This is a genomic window from Achromobacter maghribensis (genome assembly GCF_057334215.1).
Genome location: NZ_JBHFII010000036.1, coordinates 64,238 through 81,276, shown reverse-complemented (window position 1 = coordinate 81,276; position 17,039 = coordinate 64,238). Strand labels below are relative to the sequence as shown.

Sequence of the window (17,039 nt, the reverse complement as noted above, 5' to 3'; positions counted from 1 at the left end):
TTAGCACACCGCCCGCCGCTCGGGCTGCCAGCGCCGGCATCCCGCCGTCGAAACGGAGCACCCGGCGCGCAGCAGCAGACGATCAGTACGTCATCCGCACGCCCAGCAGCACGCTGCGGCCCGGCAGCGGCGCCACCGACGAGATGAACGACGCATGGTTGTAGGCCAGCTTGTTCAACAGGTTGGTGCCGCGTAGATAGACTTCGTACCCCGTCTCGCCGTAGCGGCCGCGATACGCGACCACGGCGTTGACCTGGTTGTAGCCCGGGGTGCTGTCTTCGTACGACGCAATGTCCTTTTGCGAGAACACGCGCGCGTATTCCACGCCGCCCGACCACTGCTGCCACGTCACGTTGCCGCGCACACCCGCGCGCGCCGCCGGAATGCGCGGCAGATTGCCGTCGCCGCCCGTCAGCTTGCCGCGCACGTAGTCGCCGAACACCGCCGCCGAGAACACGGGGGTGAACTGGTGCCGCAGCTCGCCTTCGACGCCCGTGAATTCGGCGTCGCGCTGCGTGTATTCGATCAGGCGGAAGTCTTCATAACGGTCCAGCGTATTCGCGTAGATGTAGTTCTTGACCCGGTTGTGGAACACGCTGGCCGAAAACGTGGTGTCGCCCGAGTGCTTGCGCAGGGTCAGGTCGATGTTGTGCGAGGTTTCGCGGCCCAGGTCGGCGTTGCCCAGCTCGTACGTGTTGGTGGCCAGGTGAACGCCGTCCGCGTACAGTTCCTGCGCATTGGGCAGGCGTTGCGAACGCGACAAGGACAGCGCCACGGAGTACTGCGGCGCAAAGTCCCAGATGGCCGCGGCCGACAGCGAGGTGCCCGACAGGCTGCTGCGCGCGGCGCCGCCCGACGGCGAAATGCGCTGCCAGTCCTGGCGTGCGCCCACTTCAAAGCGCCAATCGTTCAACTGGTATTCCTCCAGCACGAACAGGCCGTTGGAGCGCGTCTTGCTGCGGGGCAGGAACGCTTCTTCCCCCTCGGCCCGGAAATCGCTGTAGGCGTTCTGCACGCCCACCACGCCGCGCCAGCCAGCGATGGGCTTGTGCTGCAGCTCCACGCGCAGGTCGTAGCCCTTGTTCTTGAAGCGCGTGCCCACCTGCCCGCCTTCGATCTCGTCGTGCTGGTAGTCGGTCAGGCCGCCGCGTACACGGATTTTTTCGAAGCCCGCGAACGGGTCCTGGTATTCCGCGCGCAGGTCCAGCCGGTTGCTGCGCAGCTTCACATAGGGCACATCACCGCCCTCATGTTCGTGCTCGTGGTCGTGCCCTTCTTCCTCTTCGCCGTGGTCGTGGCCGCCGCAATGCAGGTGCGTGCCGTGCGGATGGCAGCCTTCGTATTCATGGTTGTGGCCGGGCAGACCGTATTTGCTTTCCAGGTGCGTGAACGCCAGGCCCACGTAGCCGCGCGGCGTGACCCACGACATGCCGACCGACCCTTGCGACGACTCGCTGTACGAACCCGCCAACTTTCCACCCGGCCAATCCGGCACGTCGTAGTCGCTGGTGCGGCGCTTCATGCCTTCCACGCGCACGGCGAACTGGCCTTCGCCCGCGGTGATGCCCACGGCGCCCGCGCGCTCCTTGGTGCCGGTTGCGCCGCGCAATTCGGCTTCGGCCTCGATACCCTTTTCCGGGACGTATGTCGGAATCTTCTTGTCCACCACGTTCACCACGCCGCCGATGGCGCCGCCGCCGTACAGCAGGGTGGCCGGCCCGCGCAGCACTTCGATACGCTCGGCCAGCATCGGCTCGACCGTCACCGCGTGATCGGGAGAAATGCTGGACGCGTCCATCACCTCGGACCCGTCGGACAGCACCTTGACGCGCGGCGCGGTCTGGCCGCGGATCACCGGACGGCTGGCGCCGCCGCCAAAGGTGTCGCTATTGACGCCCGGCAGGTTCTTCAGCGTGTCGCCCAAGGTGCCGGCGCGTTGTTCGATCAGCGCGTCGCCCTCCAGCACGGAGGCTGGCAAGGTGGTGCTGTTCAAGTCCAGGCCCAACGGGTTGGCGGACACCGTGATGGGGGCCAGCGTCTTGGCGCGTTCGGATTCGGCCTGGGCCTCGGCCTGCGCGACGGGCGCGATCAACATCAACGAACACACCAGCGGTTTCAACGCGCCGCGGCGGTTGGCCCGCAGCGCCTGTGCCCCGGCTCTTTTCTCATTAGCCCCTAGCTTCTTGCCTTTCATCTTCGCTCTCTTGGATGTTATATCATTACAAATAACTGACGAATGATATAACATTTCATGATTGCCGCAAGATGATGCAGGGCGAATTTGTTCTGCCGTAATCGCGCGGCCGGGGCGACCGGCCGCGCTGAACCGCGAGCAATGGGCCGGACGCAGCGCTACCGCGTCCTGACGCCCGCGCCGGTCAACCCGCCTTGAATTCCTTGTTCCAGAATTCCAGCATGTCGGCCTTGCCTTCCGTCAGGCGTTTCAGGTCATAGGCATGCAGCAGCTTCACTTCCGCCTCCGAGAAGCCCACGCGCTTCAGGTTGTCGGGCAGCGACGCATTCGTGACGGTGGGCGCGTAACCCATTTTCTCGGCGAAACCGATCTGGCCTTGCGGATCCAGCATCGCGTTCAGGTATTCCCAGGCCGCGTCCTTGTTGCGGCTGTTCTTGGCGATACCGGCCTCGAACGACACCGGCACCGAACCTTCCTTGGGGATCACGAAACCCAGTGGCAAACCGCTGTCCTTCCACTGTAAGGCGCGCGCCTTCCACATGCATGCGATGGCGATTTCGCCGGACTTGAAGGCGGACGCGACCGCCTCGTTGGACGGGTAGATGCGCGGCGCGTTGGCCTTGAGCTTGGTCAGGAAGCGCTTGCCGCCGTCGAAGCTCTTGGTGTCGCCGCCCGCGCCCAGGCCCACGAAGACGGCGTTGTACAGGTACAGAATGTCCGAAAAGCCCACTTGGCCCTTCAGCTTGGGATCCAGCAGCGCCTCCAGGGAATCCGGCGGCGTCGGGAACTTCTCGGTGTTGTAGACCAACGTCATCGCGCTGAAGATATGCGGGATCGAATACGCGGTTTTCAGCGCGCCGATGGCATGCGCCAGATTGGGCAGCTTGCTCGCGTCGATTGGCTCCAGCGTGCCGGAGCGTTCGGCGTCGTACATGTCGACTTCGCCCAGCAGCGCCACGTCCATGCTGCCGCGCCGCGAGTTCTTTTCGGCGCGCAGCTTGGTGACGCGGCCGACGGCGTTGCCGGTGTCGTAGACGACCTTCACGCCCTTCTTGTCGATGATGGGGTTGATGATCTGTTGCAGCAGGTTCTGGTAATCGCCGCCCCAGGTGCCCACGACGATCTCTTTTTCGGCGGCGTGCGCCATGCCCGGCACCCAGCCCAGCGCGGGTGCCAGCGCCAGGCCGGAAGCGGTCTTGATGAAGCCACGGCGAGTCAGGTTTTTCTCTTGCATAACAACCTCGTATCGAAGGGGAACTGACGACTTGCTACGGTGCGGACGCGTGACCGGCTGTGCCCGGCCGCGCGTCCCGGGTTCGGGCGGCGTTCAGGCCAGCATATCCACGGGCGCATGGGGCGCGGACGCCCGGATCTGGCCGGCGTCGATGTCGCGCGCGATGACGATGATGGCGTCTGGCGCATCGGGCTGCCGCGTCAGGCGTTGCGGCGCGCTGAAGGTGGTGCCCACGGATTGGATCAGGATGGGTTCGGCGCAGTCGTTGACGCGCACCACGGCCTTGACCCGCAACAGGCGCTCTCCGCAAAGCCCCGCCAGGTTGTCCAGCCATTCCGAAAAATCGGTCCAGCTGATGTCTGCGTGCGCGCGGGCCGCCATGACGCGGATGCGCGGGTGCGCGGCGGCCTGGTTGCCCGCAATCAGCATGCGCGCGGCCAGCCCAGCCAGGTCCGCGACGCCCTGCGATGGCGCGAACGCGGCTTGCACGGCGCGTCGGCGATCCGGCTCGGCAATGACGGCGGCCAACGGGTTCAGGTTGGCGGCACGCGTGGCGCGCGCCTGCAGCGCGTCCGCCGCCAACAGATCCGTTTTGGTCAGCACGATGCGGTGTGCGGCGCCGAACTGCGCCATGGCTTCGTCCAGCTCGGCCAGCGCGTCGGGGTCCCGCGCGCAGTCATCCGTGCAGACCACCGTCAGCCTTAGGCCGCGCGCGGCCAGCTCGGGGTCGGCCAGCGACGCGATGATCGGCCCGGGGCGCGACAAGCCACTGCATTCCAGGATGACCCGCTGGAGCGGCCCTTCGCCGTCGGGACGCGGCGCGTCGAGCAGCGCGCTCAGCGTGTAGACAAGGTCGCTGCGTAGCGAGCAGCAGACGCAGCCGTTGGCCATCAGCGTCATCGGCACGTTGTCGCTATCGTTGGCGACGATGACGCCGTCCACACCGACTTCGCCCGCCTCGTTGACGATCACGCCGGTGTCTCGGGACGCCGGGTCGCGCAGGTAGTCCACCAGCAGCGTGGTCTTGCCGCTGCCCAGGAAACCGCAAAGCAGGAACAGGTCGACCGCCATGTCAGGCGTCCGCTTCCGCGTTGTCGCAAGGCGAACCCGCCGGCGAGCCGCCGAAGGGCGGGCGTTCGCCGTCCGCGTCTTCCGCCCAGCTGTCCTTGACCATCTTGCGCACGTCGGCCAGCAGTTCCGCAGTGTCGTACACCACGCCGGATTTGATCGTGGTCTGCAGGCACCGCTTCCATTCCACCTTGGCCGTATCGTCGTTCAATCGCATGGCGCCGGTGCCGAACAGCAGCTTGAAATCGGTCAATGGATTCTGGTCGTGAATCAGCAGGTCGGCGCGCTTCTGCACGTCGATGGACCCGGTGTCGTCATCGATGCCCAGCAGCGCCGCGCTTTGCGAGGTCGCCGCGCGCAGCACTTCGATGGGATGGAATCCCGCTTCCTGAAGCAGTTCCAGTTCACGCACGAAGCCGAAGCCGTAGATCTGGAAGATGAAGCCCGAATCGCTGCCCGCGCATACGCGGCCGCCCAGGTTCTTGTATTCGTTGATGAACTGCATCCACAACCGGTAGTTCTGCTTCCACTCGATTTCGTTGGTGGTGCTCCAGCGGTACCAGTAGGCGCCGTGCCCGCCGCGTTGGGGCTGAAAGTACTTCCAGACCGCCTTCCAGGTGTATTCGTCGTGCCAATCGGCGCGTCGCGCGCGCATCAGGTCGCGGTTGGCATCGTAGATGTTGAAGGTGGGCACGAAGGTGTGGCCCACTTCCAGGAACTGGTCCATGACCTGGCGCCACTTGGCCGACCCCGGCTGCGCGGCCTGCATGAAGGTCTGGCCGGCCACGGCGAAGCGGTAGTATTCGTCGCTGTAGTTGTAGTCCGTCGGAAAGGACTGCACGATGCGGTCTTCGAACAGCGCTTCCGGCAAGCCGTAATAGTGTTCAGAGCTGGTCAGCCCCCAACGGGCGGATTTCAGCGCGTTCACCCGTGTGACCGCCATCTGCGCGTGGTGGCAACCGGACCGCAGCCCCTGTTGCGCGGCTTCGTCCAGCGCCGCTTCCATGATGGCGGGCGGGGCGCCGAAGAACTTGATGCCGTCCGCGCCGCGCGCAGCCAGCTTGCGCACCCATTCGCGGCCCTGCTCCGGCGTATGGATGGTCTTGACGCGGTCGTTCACGGCGGGAAACACGGAATGCACCACCATGCGCGGCGCGGCGATCTTGTTGGCGGCGGACAGTTCGCGCTGTTCCAGCGTCCAGCCCAGCCCGCCCATCGCACCCATCTCGCGCACGGTCGTCACGCCATGCGCCAGCCATAGTTTGTAGATGTAGTCGGCGGGCGGGACGATGCCGCTCATGGCATGGTACGGCGTGCCGATATGCGCGTGCGCATCCACGAAGCCGGGGGTGACGAACTTGCCGTGACAGTCGATTTCGTGGTCGCCCGGGCCCGGGCGGCGCTTGGGGTCGATGGCCTTGTGGGGCGTGCCCACGTTGACCAGCGCGGTGATGCGGTCGTTCTCGATGACGATGTCCACCGGCCCCCAAGGCGGCGCGCCGGTGCCGTCGATGATGGTCGCCCCGCGCAGGATCAGCCGGGGGAACGGCCCCAGGCCACGGTCGCGCGGCGCGGGCGCGGTCGGCGGGTGCCAGCCCTTGGCGGCGTTGACGTCGCGGGATTCCTCGCCGACTTCCGATTGCGAAAACGTGGGATCGCTCATGGCGCTTACACCCCCAGTCCGTTGTGTTCGATGACGCCGCCCTTCATGATCAGGGCCAGATGCTCGCCCTGCCCCAGCAGGCAGGACAAGTCGCGGTACGGGTTGCCGTCCACCAGCAGCACGTCCGCCAGGGCGCCCGGCTGAATGCGGCCAAGCTGGCCCACCTGGTTCAGCACCTCGGCAGCCGTGGTGGTGGCGCACTGAATCACTTCCTGCGTGGAAAGCACTTCGTTGCGGATACGGAATTCGTCGCTTTGCAGGCGCTGCGACGGCCCCAGCAGATCCGAGCCGTAGCCGATCTTCACGCCCGCCTTCTTGTAGATTTCCAGCGAATGCAGGCCGGCGGTGCGCACGGTCGCGATCTTCGCCACCGAGTCCGCCGGCAAGCCGTAGTCGGCGCCTTCGTTCGCCAGCGCTTCGTAGGTCACCAGCGTGGGCACCACGAAGGCGCCCTTCTCGGCCATGAAGCGCGCCACGCGTTCGTCCACCAGGTTGCCGTGTTCGATCGTGCGCACGCCGTTGCGGATGGCGCGCTCGATGGCATCGGCCGTGTAGGAATGCGCCATCACATAAGTCTGGCGGCTGGCCGCTTCGTCGACGATGACGCGGATTTCTTCTTCCGAATAACCGAACGACGCGATGGGATCGGTGGGCGAGGCGACGCCGCCCGAGGCCATCATCTTGATCTGGTCGGCGCCCATCTGGAGTTCCTGGCGCACCGCTTTACGCACATCATCGATGCCGTCGGCCACGCGGCCGATGTCACCGGCGCGGAAGCAGCAGCCGCAAAAACTCATGGGGCGCAGGTGGTCGGAACGCGGACGCGGATCGCCGTGGCCGCCGGTCTGGCTGATGGCGCGGCCCGAGATGAACAGGCGTGGTCCCTTGACCGTGCCTTCATTCACGGCGCATTTCAAGCCCCAGCCGGCGCCGCCCGCGTCGCGCACCGTGGTGAAGCCGCGGCGCAGCATCGCGGCCATGATCGGCACCGCGCGCATCATCACCAACGCGTCCGGCAACACGCCCTGCGTGCTCAGGTTCAGCTGCGTGGCCAGTACGTGCACGTGCAGGTCGATCAGGCCGGGCATCAGCGTGCGGCCGGCGGCGTCGATCACCTGCGCGGATGCGCTGGACAGCGGCTTGTCGGAGACTTCCTTGATGACGCCGTCCTCGACCAGCACATGGTGGCCTTCCAGCAGGTCGGCCTGCAAGGGATCAAGCAGGTTCGCGTTTTTGAACAGTACGGATGCCATGAAAGTTCCTTGTTATGGATTCGGAATCAAGACGCCATGGTCTTGATGTAGCGCCGATGGATCAGCCAATTCGAAATCAATGCGATGACCAGCGTGCCGCACACCAGGATGACGGCCAGGGCGGCGCCGAACGGCCAGTTCGAGGCCCGCGTGATCTGGTCATACAACGCGGGCGCCATCATCGTCAGGCCGGAGCCGCCCAGCAACACCGGCGTGGCGTAGGCGTTCATGCACAGGATGAAGACCAGCATCGTGCCCGCGGCCACGCCAGGCGCGGCGATTGGCAGCACGATGCGGCGGAACGTCGTGAAAAAGCTGGCGCCCACGTTGCGCGCGGCCTCTTCCACCGACAGGTCCATGCCTTCCAGCACGCTTTGCAACGTCAGGATCAGATAGGGCATGACAACGGCGGTCGTGCCGATGACCACCGCCGTCGGCGTGTACATCAACGTCAGCGGCCGGTCGATCAGGCCCACGCCCTGCAGCACCGCGTTCACTACGCCCGCGTTGCCCAGCGCCACCATCCAGCCCGCTGCCCGCACCACGTTGCCGACCATCAGCGGGAACACCAGCAGGATCACGAACAGGCTCTTGTACCGGCTTTGCGTGCGCGCCAGGAAATAGGCCACGGGAAAGCCCAACACCAGCGCCAGCACGGTGCATAGCGCGGCCACCCACAAGGTCGTGAAGAAAATATCGCGGTAGTACGGGTCGCCGAAGAACTTGGCGTAGTTCTCGAAGGTGAAGGCGGTCTGCATCAGTTCCGCCGGATCGAAATGGTTGAAGCTGTAGCGCGCCAGCTGGAAGATGGGGACCATGATGATCACCAGCACTACCAGCGACGCCGGAAAAGCCAGCCCCGGCCCCAACCAGCGGCTGGGCCGCCCGTCTTGGTTCGCAGTCGTCATGGCGGCTCCTATTGCGTGAAGGCCACGCAGTCTTCGGGCTCGAAGCATGCGTAGACCCGCGCGCCTGCCGCAGGTTGGGCGCGGCCCGCGCCGCCATTGACGATCTGGCTGATCATGCGGTTGCCGCCTTCCAGTTGCACGCGCACCTCCAGCACCGACCCCAGGTACAACGACGACTCGACGACGCCCGCCAGCGCGTTGCCGCCTTCTGGCTGGCCGGCCAGCCGCACGCGTTCCGGGCGCACGCCAACATGCGTGGCACCGGCCCCGCCGGGCGTGACAATGCACTGGCCCGCGTCGGTATGGAACTGATTGGCCGCGTCGCCGCGCCCCGTGAACACGTTCATCTTGCCCAGGAAGTCGGCCACGAAAAGGTTGGCCGGGCGCTCGTACAGCGTGTCGGGCGCGCCCACCTGCTGCACGATGCCGTCGTGCATGATGGCCATGCGGTCGGCGATGGCCAGCGCCTCTTCCTGGTCATGCGTGACGAACACGGTGGTAAGGCCAAGACGCTGCTGCAACGAACGAATCTCTTCACGCACTTCCAGCCGCAGCTTGGCGTCCAGGTTGGACAGCGGCTCATCCAGCAGAAACACCTTGGGCTCGATGGCCAGCGCGCGTGCGATCGCCACCCGCTGCTGCTGACCGCCCGACAACTGGCGCGGATAGCGCTCGCGTAGTTCGGTCATGCGCACCATGTCCAGCACGCGGCGGATCTTGGCGTCGCGGTCGGCCTTGGGCACCTTATGCATTTCCAGCCCGAACGCCACGTTCTCGGCCACCGTCATATGCGGAAACAGCGCATAACGCTGGAACACCATGCCGGTGTCGCGCTTGTGCACGGGCAGCCGCGTGACATCGGTGTCGCCAATGCGGATGCGGCCCGCGGTGGGCGTGATGAATCCGGCGATCATGCGCAGGGTGGTTGTCTTGCCGCAGCCGCTGGGGCCCAGGAACGTCACCAGTTCGCCTTCGGCGATCTCCAGTGAAAAGTCGGACACCGCGACGGCCGCGCCAAATTGCTTGCGGATATTTTCGATTGAGACCTTCGCCATTTCTCACACCACCTGACTGAGTTTCACATAGCGGTCGGTCACAAGCATGATGATTCCCAACAGCAAGATTTGCACCGAAGCCACCGAAGCGATGGTCGGGTCCAGATTGAATTCCAGGTACTGCATGATGGCGATCGGCAGCGTGGTGCGGCCCGGCCCCACCAGCGACAACGACAGCTCCAGGTTTTCAAACGACACCACGAAGCTGAACAGCGCCGCCGCCACGATGGAGGGGCGCAGCATCGGCAGCGTCACGCGCATGAAAGCGACCGGCGCGCTGGCGCCGAGGTTGCGCGCGGCTTCCTCGATGGAACCGTCCAGGCCGGCCATCCCCGCCGTGACCAGGCGCACCGTCCACGGGATCGTCAGGCACACGTGCGCGATGACCAGGCCACCGAAGGTGCCGATGATGTCCTGGTCCAGCAGTTCTTCGGCGCGCAGGTAGAACAGGTAGATGCCGACACCCGCGACAATGCCGGGAATCAGCAGCGGCGACAGCAGCAAGGTGTTGATGCCCTTGCTGCCGTGGAAGCGGTAGCGGGCAATGGCCACCGCGGCCAGCACGCCCATCGCGACACCGATGGCGGCCGCCACCAGCGACACCTGCAGGCTGAACAGGAAGCCGTTGGCGAACGCCGGGTTTTGCCACGCTTTCACGTACCAGGACAGCGTGTAGCCGGACGGGGGAAAGTAGAGGATGGCGTCCTTGAAGAAGCTCAGCCAGACCACCAGCACGATGGGGCAGAGCATGAACGCATACATCAGAACGACGAAGACGCGGTGCAGCCACGTTGCCCACGGGATCACGCGAATGGGCTTGATCCGGGCGGCCGTGACGGCCGGGTCCAAAGGAGGCGCGCTATGCAAATCCTGATTCCTTGTCAGCGAGTGCCGGCTCGGTTTGAAACTCCTCCGGTTTGAACTCTGCGGTTCCTTCGGTTAACCGAAGCATATCGACGGGTTGCTGCTCGGCTCAACTAGGGATAACCCAAGACTACCCCCAACTCGCGGGTAATCCCTGGCGGAGCCGGCCCCACAGGTGCAACCCGCTGCGGGGAAAGACCCACGGCGGGTGCAACCCGGGGAATCAAGGGCAGGATTGCGGGCGTTGCCGGCGATGGGGTCAGGCCGCGGCTTGCAGTCCGCACAACGCTTGCAGCACCGCCACGCGGCTTTGGCCCAGCACCATGCCATGCCAGTCGTAGGCATGGCAGTAGAACGCGTCCTGCGTGGCCTGCAGGATGTCGCGGCGCAAGGCGGACGGTGCGTCGGGATTCGAGCGCAGCCAGTTGCGGCCACGCAGCGCCAGCACGATATCGTCGAACGGCACGGTGCCGTATTCCAGCGCCATCAGCGTCGGCGACGAATCGGGGCAAGCCTGATAGATCAGGCCCGCCAGATGGCCGGTGATGTCGACCGATGCCGACGTGCCTTGAAACGGCACGGCGATGTCCAGGCCCCACCATTGCCGCGCGCGCGCCACTTCGGCGTCATCGCGCCGGCCCGCATAGATCTTCTCGCCGTGCCCGCGCGGGCCCAGGCCCGTATGCACGTCGATCCAACCGATGTGCGCGTAGCGGCCGGCCTGCGTTTCAAGGATGCGCCGCAGGTTGGCAAGCGATGCCGCCGGCGCAGCGCCGCCGTAGAAGAGCCCATCGGCGTGCGTGTACTGCCCGCGCGACACGGCCTGCGCGAAAGCGGCCTGTCCATGTTCGGCCACATAGCGGGCCAGGTCGCGCTGGTTCTCGTCCGACGGGGGCCATTCTTCGGGCAGCAGCAACGGGTGCAAATCGCCATAGCTCGGATTGGCCGGCAGCGGCGTGCCGCCGAACGGCTGCGCATTGCGGTTCAGGTCCACGTTACCCTCGTCGGTACGGGCCATCCACGAAAAACCGTAGGGATTCACCGCGTGCACCAGCAACAGGGCCACGCCCGCTTGCCGCGCGCGCTGTTGCATCGGGGCGTCATCCATCAGCGCGAACTGGCAACCCGCGCCGCAAAAGCCTTCCACGCCATGCGTGGCCGACGTCATGATCAGCAGGCGCGTGGCGTCGGCTGCGCCGATCAGCGCCGTATCGGTGGCCAGCGCCTCGCCGTCGCTACCCGCGGCCTCGATCGGCCACGATCGCACGTCGGCGCCCAGGCGCGCGGCATCGGACAAGAAGCGCTCGCGCGATTCGGCGTAGCTGCGGGGGAAGTAGCTTGTACTGCTGGGCATCATGCCTCCTGGGAGTCGATTGCATGGCCGGTGCGGTCCTGGATCCAGAACAGCACGACGGTGGATAGCGCCACGGTCACCATCAAATACCAGGCAGGCGCCAGCGGGTTGCCGGTGACGTGCAGAAGCCAGGTCACGAAGAACTGCGCGAAACCGCCGAAGACGGAAATGCCCAGACCATACACGACCGACATCCCGGTGGTGCGCACGGCCTTCGGGAACAGTTCGGGCAGCATCGTGATCGTGGGCGCCATCTGCAACGCCAGCAAGACGGCCAGCAGCGCGATCACGGTCATCAACCGGGCCGTGCTGGGTGCAGACACCAGCCACTGAAAGCACGGCAGCAACACGCAGATGGTTGCCACGCGCGACCAGAAAATGACTTTCTTGCGGCCATAGCGATCGGCCAGCTTGCCGACAAATGGCGCGATCGCAAAGCCGATGGCCCCCAGCACGACGCTGGCGAACAAGCCCGACGACGCCGGCAGGCCCAGTTCCTTGCTGGCGTAGGCGGGCATGTAGAAGCCGATGATCTGCGCGCACACCATGCCGCCGATCACCAGCAGAATGCCTTTGACCACCCGCGCCTTATGGTGCGCGAACACCAGCCGCAGCGGCTGGTGGCCCGACGCGGCGCGCGTGGCCTGGGGCGCATGGGCAGGCTCCAGCGTTTCCTCCAGGTTGCGGCGGATGTAGGCCCCGACCGGCACCGTCAGGATGCCGATCACGAAGGGCACGCGCCAGCCCCACGCCTGCATCTGGTCTTTGGTCAGCACGGCGGTCAACAGCGCCACGGTCAACGCGCCCAGCATCACCCCCAGCGACTGGCTGCCGAACTGCCAGCTGGAATAGAACCCCCGCTTGTTCGGCGGGGCATGCTCCAACAGCAGGGTGGTCGATGCACCCACCTCGCCGCCCGCGGCAAAGCCCTGGATCAGCCGCGCCAGCACCATCAGCACGGGGCCCATCACGCCCATCTGGGCGTAGGTGGGCGCCGCCGCGATCAGCGCGCAGCCCAGCCCCATCAGCCATAAGGTCAGCGTCATGGCCGCGCGCCGGCCATGGCGGTCGGCATACGAACCGATCAGCATGCCGCCGACCGGCCGCATCAGGAAACCCACGCCAAAGGTGGCGGTGGTCAGCAGCAGCTGGCCATAACCGGACGCGGCCGGAAAGAACAACGGGCCGATGATCAGCATCAGGAACGTGAAGACGGTGAAGTCGAAGAACTCCAGCGCGTTGCCGATGGTCGTGCCGGCGATCACGCGGCGGCGCGCGGCCGACGAATGCAGAGGCTGCCGGCCAGGAGCGGCGGCGATGGCGATAGACATGTTTTCCCCTTGATGTCCGTGGGGCGCCGGTCCGTGAATCCGGACGCTGTGACGACCCCGCGTGGATGAATATACGGATGGCGCACGATAAGGAAAAGACAGTATTTTTGTTCCAGTGAAACCTTTTCCTTATATGCCACCCCGTCTTTAGACGGTTCCGACCCCGGGCTCTCCTCCATGAACCTGCGCCAATTACGCGCCTTTGTCCTGATCGCCGACCACCGCAGCATCCGCGCCGCGGCACGCGCGCTGTTCGTCACCCAGCCCGCGGCGACGCGCAGCCTGCGGGAACTGGAACACAGCGTGGGAGCCGAACTGGTGCGCCGCAGCGCCCGCGGCGTGGAACTGACGACCTACGGCGAGGCGCTGTACAAGCGCGCCGTGCTGATCCTGCAGGAAGCGCGAAAGGCGCAGGAGGAAATCGGGCAGATGCGGGACGGCGAAGGCGGCACGCTGAACCTGGCCATCAGCTCTTCGGCGCTGACGGCACTGCCTGCCGCGCTGATGGCGTTCCGCGCCCGGATGCCGCGCGTGGCCGTATCGTTCAACGAAGTTGCCCCGCCTTACAGCCACGAGCAACTGGAGTCGGGCCACTACGACCTGTTGGTGCAAACCGAGTACGACGGCAACATCGACGACGGCTTCGCGCGCCAGACCTTATTCACCCTGCCGATGGCGGTGGGCGCCCGCATCGGCCACCCTTTGCGCCGCGCGCGCAGCCTGGCCGACATGCACGACGCGTTGTGGCTGCTGCCCGGCAACATCCAGGCCCCGGCCAACCTGCTGCGACTGGCGTTCGACGCCCATGGCTTGCCGCCGCCGCGAGACATCATCCCTTGCCAGTCCATCGCGATCGCGCTGGCCATCATGGCGCAAAGCGATGCGCTGGGCATCTTCGTGCAGGCGCTGTTCGATCATCAACTGATGCCGCGGCCATTGCGCATGCTGCCGCTGGCGCACGAGCTGCCCGCGGCGCGGGTGTCCATTCTGACGCGGTCCGATTCCCCGCCCACGCCGGCCGCCCAGTGCTTCATCGACTGCCTGATGACGGCGCGCCCCGGTCCTGCGGCCTAACGCCTATGCAAGGCTGCTTTCAGGGTCAATCGGCCGTGGGGCAACCGGTTATCATTGGCGCCGGGCCCGCCGATGGCTTCGACACCGGCCTGCCGCCCCCCTTTTGCGGTCATTATCCATGGCGTTTCCACGACTTCCCTCCCCTCCCACGCTGACCGACACCGTCGCCAAGCGCCTGCTCGCCGAAATCGACGAGGGCCGCGTGCTGCCCGGTGAAAAGCTGCCCACCGAAGCCACGCTGGCGGAACAGTTCGGCGTCAGCCGCACCGTCATCCGCGAAGCGGTGTCGCGGCTACGGCAAGACGGCATCGTTGAAGCGCGGCAAGGCAGCGGCGTGTTCGTCACGGGCCTGACGGGCAACCGGGCGCTGCGGATCGACGCCGCCGAATTAAGTTCGCTGGAGGCCGTGCTGCACATCGTGGACTTGCGCCGCGCGCTGGAAACCGAAATCGCCGCCCAGGCCGCGGCGACGCGCAAAAAGCGCGACATGACGGAAATCGACCACGCGCTGGCGGCAATATCGCAAGCGGTCGCCGACGGCGGCGACGGCGTGAAGGAAGACGTGGCGTTCCACCGCAGCATCGCGCGCGCCACCGGCAACCCGTACTTCCTGACCACCCTGGCCTTTGTCAGCCAGTTCCTGGAAGCCGCCACGCGCGTGACGCGCGGCAACGAGGCCCGCCACGCCAACCTGATGCGCGATGTGATGCAAGAACACATCGCCATCGTCGAAGCCATCCGCGACCAAGACGTGGAAGGCGCCCGCGAAGCGGCCCGCATCCACATGGTGAATGCGGCCAAGCGGCTGAGCCAGGCGCATCGCTAGACGCGCCGCAAACTACCCGAACGCCTTGATGAAAAAATCCGGCGTGCCGAAGTTGCCGGACTTCAGCGCGATGCTGACATCGCCCTGCGCAATGGGTGTATAGCCTGCGCACCACGGCACGCCCGGGTCGATCTGTTCGCCGATGGCGATCTGCTCAAGCCCCAGCGCCTGCACCACCGCGCCCGACGTTTCGCCACCCGCCACGATCAACTGCCGCACCCCGCGTTCCACCAGGCCGACCGCGATGCGCGCGATGGCGTCTTCGATCATGGCGCCCGCGCGCTCCGCGCCCAGCACTCCCTGCGCCTGCTTGACCGCGTCCGGCTGCGCGGTGGAATAGACCAGCACCGGCCCATCCTGCATGCGCGGCTCGGCCCAGGCCAGCACTTGCGCGACCACGTCTTCGCCCCCCGCCAGCCGCATCGGATCCAGCGCATAGGCCGGACGGCCGCTGGCGACGAAGGCGGCCACCTGCCCGTTGGTGGCGGTGGAGCAGCTTCCCGCCACGACTGCCCGCAGGCCATCCACGCGCGCCTGGGCGGCAGCGCCGACGGGCGACAGCCCCCAATTTCCCGGCAGGCCGATCGCCACGCCCGACCCCGCCGTCACCAGCGCCATCCCGCGTAGAGCGGGCCCCAGAACCCGCAGATCGTCATTGGAAACCGCATCCACGATAGCGATTTCGACGCCCTCGGCCTGCAGCGCCTGGATGCGCGCCCGGATCGCCTCGGTACCGGCGGCCACCACGGTGTAGTCGATCAAGCCAACCTTGCGGGAGGTCTGCGCCGACAGCACGCGGACAAGGTTCGGATCCGTCATCGGCGTAAGCGGATGGTGCTGCATGCCCGATTCGTTCAGCAACACGTCGCCGGCGAACAGGTAGCCCTTGAATACCGTGCGCTTGTTGTCGGGGAATGCCGGCGTGGCGATGGTGAAGCCCGCCCCCAACCGCGTCATCAACGCATCGGTCACGGGGCCGATGTTGCCCTGCGGCGTGCTGTCGAACGTGGAGCAGTACTTGAAATAGATCTGCTCGGCGCCCTGAGCCTGCAGCCATTCCAGCGCGGCCAGGGACTGCGCCACGGCCTCGTCTGCGGGCAGCGTCCGCGTCTTCAGCGCCACGACCACGGCATCCGCCTCATCGCGCAATGGCGCGCCGGGAATGCCGATGGTCTGCACCGTGCGCATGCCGGCGCGCACCAGGTTGTTGGCAAGATCGGTGGCGCCCGTGAAATCGTCGGCGATGCAGCCCAGTTTGATGCTCATTTTGCCTCCGGCAAGGTGATACCCGGAAAGATCTTGATGACGGCGCTGTCGTCTTCACGGCCGTGCCCGGCGGTGGACGCCTGCATGAACATCTGGTGCGCCGTCGATGCCAGCGGCAGCGGGAATTTCGTGTGGCGGGCCGTATCCAGGACCAGGCCCAGGTCCTTCACGAAGATGTCCACCGCCGACAGCGGCGTGTAATCGCCGGCCAGCACGTGGGCCATGCGGTTTTCGAACATCCAGCTATTGCCCGCGCTATGCGTGATGACTTCGTACAAGGCATCGGCGTCGACGCCTTCGCGCAACCCCAGCGCCATCGCTTCGGCGGCGGCCGCGATGTGCACGCCGGCCAGCAGCTGGTTGATGATCTTGACCTTGCTGCCCGCGCCGGCGCGGTCGCCCAACCGATAGACTTTCCCTGCCATCGATTCCAACACCGCGCCGCAAGCCTCGTAGGCCGCGGCGCTGCCGGCGGTCATCATTGTCATCTGCCCCGCAGCGGCCTTGGCCGCCCCGCCGGAGATCGGCGCGTCCAGGTACAGGACGCCCTGCCCGGCCAGGCGCGCTTCCAGCGCGATGGACCAGCTGGGATCCACGGTGGAGCACATCACGAAGACAGCCCCCGCGCGCAATGCGGCCGCCATGCCGCCGTCGCCATACAACACGGTTTCGGTCTGCTGGGCATTGACCACCACGCTGATCACGATGTCGCAGGCGGCGGCCATGTCGGCCAGCGTGGCGCAAGCCACGCCGCCCTGCGCGGCAAAGGCCGCGGCGGCTTCCGGGCGGATGTCGTAGACGTGCACGTCGTGGCCTGCGCGGCGCAGGCTTTGCGCGATGCCCGCGCCCATGGCGCCCAGGCCGATCACGCCGACGCGGCGCGAAGAAGTTTGGTTCAAGGTCATGTCTTTCGTCGTTCCGGAAAATCCAGGGGCGGCCGGGGGGGGGG

General features: G+C 66.2%; 14 protein-coding genes. 2 read left to right on the top strand and 12 right to left on the bottom strand.

The window, feature by feature from the left end; all coding sequences use genetic code 11:
- Positions 1-82: 82 nt before the first annotated feature.
- The 10 genes from ACE039_RS15205 to ACE039_RS15160 form a co-directional block, all read right to left on the bottom strand.
- Positions 83-2,194: a TonB-dependent receptor domain-containing protein gene (locus ACE039_RS15205; RefSeq protein WP_485822726.1), complete on the bottom strand. Its 2,112-nt coding sequence runs from the start codon at positions 2,192-2,194 to the stop codon at positions 83-85.
- A 184-nt stretch (positions 2,195-2,378) separates the two neighbouring features.
- Complete coding sequence (locus ACE039_RS15200) at positions 2,379-3,428, bottom strand: ABC transporter substrate-binding protein (protein ID WP_105558757.1); 1,050 nt, start codon at positions 3,426-3,428, stop codon at positions 2,379-2,381.
- A 93-nt stretch (positions 3,429-3,521) separates the two neighbouring features.
- Complete coding sequence (locus ACE039_RS15195) at positions 3,522-4,499, bottom strand: CobW family GTP-binding protein (protein WP_485822725.1); 978 nt, start codon at positions 4,497-4,499, stop codon at positions 3,522-3,524.
- Position 4,500: 1 nt separating this feature from the next.
- Positions 4,501-6,159: an amidohydrolase family protein gene (locus ACE039_RS15190; protein ID WP_105558759.1), complete on the bottom strand. Its 1,659-nt coding sequence runs from the start codon at positions 6,157-6,159 to the stop codon at positions 4,501-4,503.
- 5 nt (positions 6,160-6,164) lie between these two features.
- Positions 6,165-7,412 carry a metal-dependent hydrolase family protein gene (locus ACE039_RS15185; protein WP_310034377.1) on the bottom strand — a complete coding sequence of 416 codons (1,248 nt, stop codon included), beginning with the start codon at positions 7,410-7,412 and terminating at the stop codon, positions 6,165-6,167.
- A gap of 26 nt (positions 7,413-7,438) precedes the next feature.
- On the bottom strand, positions 7,439-8,320 hold the full coding sequence (locus ACE039_RS15180) for an ABC transporter permease (protein ID WP_105558761.1): 882 nt from the start codon (positions 8,318-8,320) through the stop codon (positions 7,439-7,441).
- Between the two features lie 8 nt (positions 8,321-8,328).
- On the bottom strand, positions 8,329-9,375 hold the full coding sequence (locus tag ACE039_RS15175; protein ID WP_105558762.1) for an ABC transporter ATP-binding protein: 1,047 nt from the start codon (positions 9,373-9,375) through the stop codon (positions 8,329-8,331).
- 3 nt (positions 9,376-9,378) lie between these two features.
- Positions 9,379-10,242, bottom strand: a complete 864-nt coding sequence (locus ACE039_RS15170) for an ABC transporter permease (protein WP_332008426.1) — start codon at positions 10,240-10,242, stop codon at positions 9,379-9,381.
- 256 nt (positions 10,243-10,498) lie between these two features.
- Positions 10,499-11,596, bottom strand: a complete 1,098-nt coding sequence (locus ACE039_RS15165) for a M14 family metallopeptidase (protein WP_485822724.1) — start codon at positions 11,594-11,596, stop codon at positions 10,499-10,501.
- Positions 11,593-12,924, bottom strand: a complete 1,332-nt coding sequence (locus tag ACE039_RS15160) for an MFS transporter (protein WP_485822723.1) — start codon at positions 12,922-12,924, stop codon at positions 11,593-11,595. The genes ACE039_RS15165 and ACE039_RS15160 overlap by 4 nt, the downstream gene beginning before the upstream one ends.
- A gap of 177 nt (positions 12,925-13,101) precedes the next feature.
- On the opposite strand from ACE039_RS15160, the gene ACE039_RS15155 reads away from it, so the two are divergent.
- The gene (locus tag ACE039_RS15155) at positions 13,102-13,998 is read left to right on the top strand and encodes a LysR substrate-binding domain-containing protein (RefSeq protein ID WP_105558765.1); all 897 of its coding nucleotides are present in this window, start codon (positions 13,102-13,104) and stop codon (positions 13,996-13,998) included.
- A 118-nt stretch (positions 13,999-14,116) separates the two neighbouring features.
- Positions 14,117-14,824, top strand: coding sequence for a FadR/GntR family transcriptional regulator (locus ACE039_RS15150; protein WP_310034369.1), 708 nt, complete (start codon positions 14,117-14,119; stop codon positions 14,822-14,824).
- A 12-nt stretch (positions 14,825-14,836) separates the two neighbouring features.
- Here the strand turns inward: ACE039_RS15150 and otnK are convergent, their stop codons facing one another.
- Positions 14,837-16,090, bottom strand: coding sequence for a 3-oxo-tetronate kinase (gene otnK, locus ACE039_RS15145; RefSeq protein WP_485822722.1), 1,254 nt, complete (start codon positions 16,088-16,090; stop codon positions 14,837-14,839).
- Positions 16,087-16,995: an L-threonate dehydrogenase gene (gene ltnD, locus ACE039_RS15140; RefSeq protein WP_310034366.1), complete on the bottom strand. Its 909-nt coding sequence runs from the start codon at positions 16,993-16,995 to the stop codon at positions 16,087-16,089. Before ltnD ends, otnK begins: the two co-directional genes overlap by 4 nt.
- Positions 16,996-17,039 lie beyond the last annotated feature (44 nt).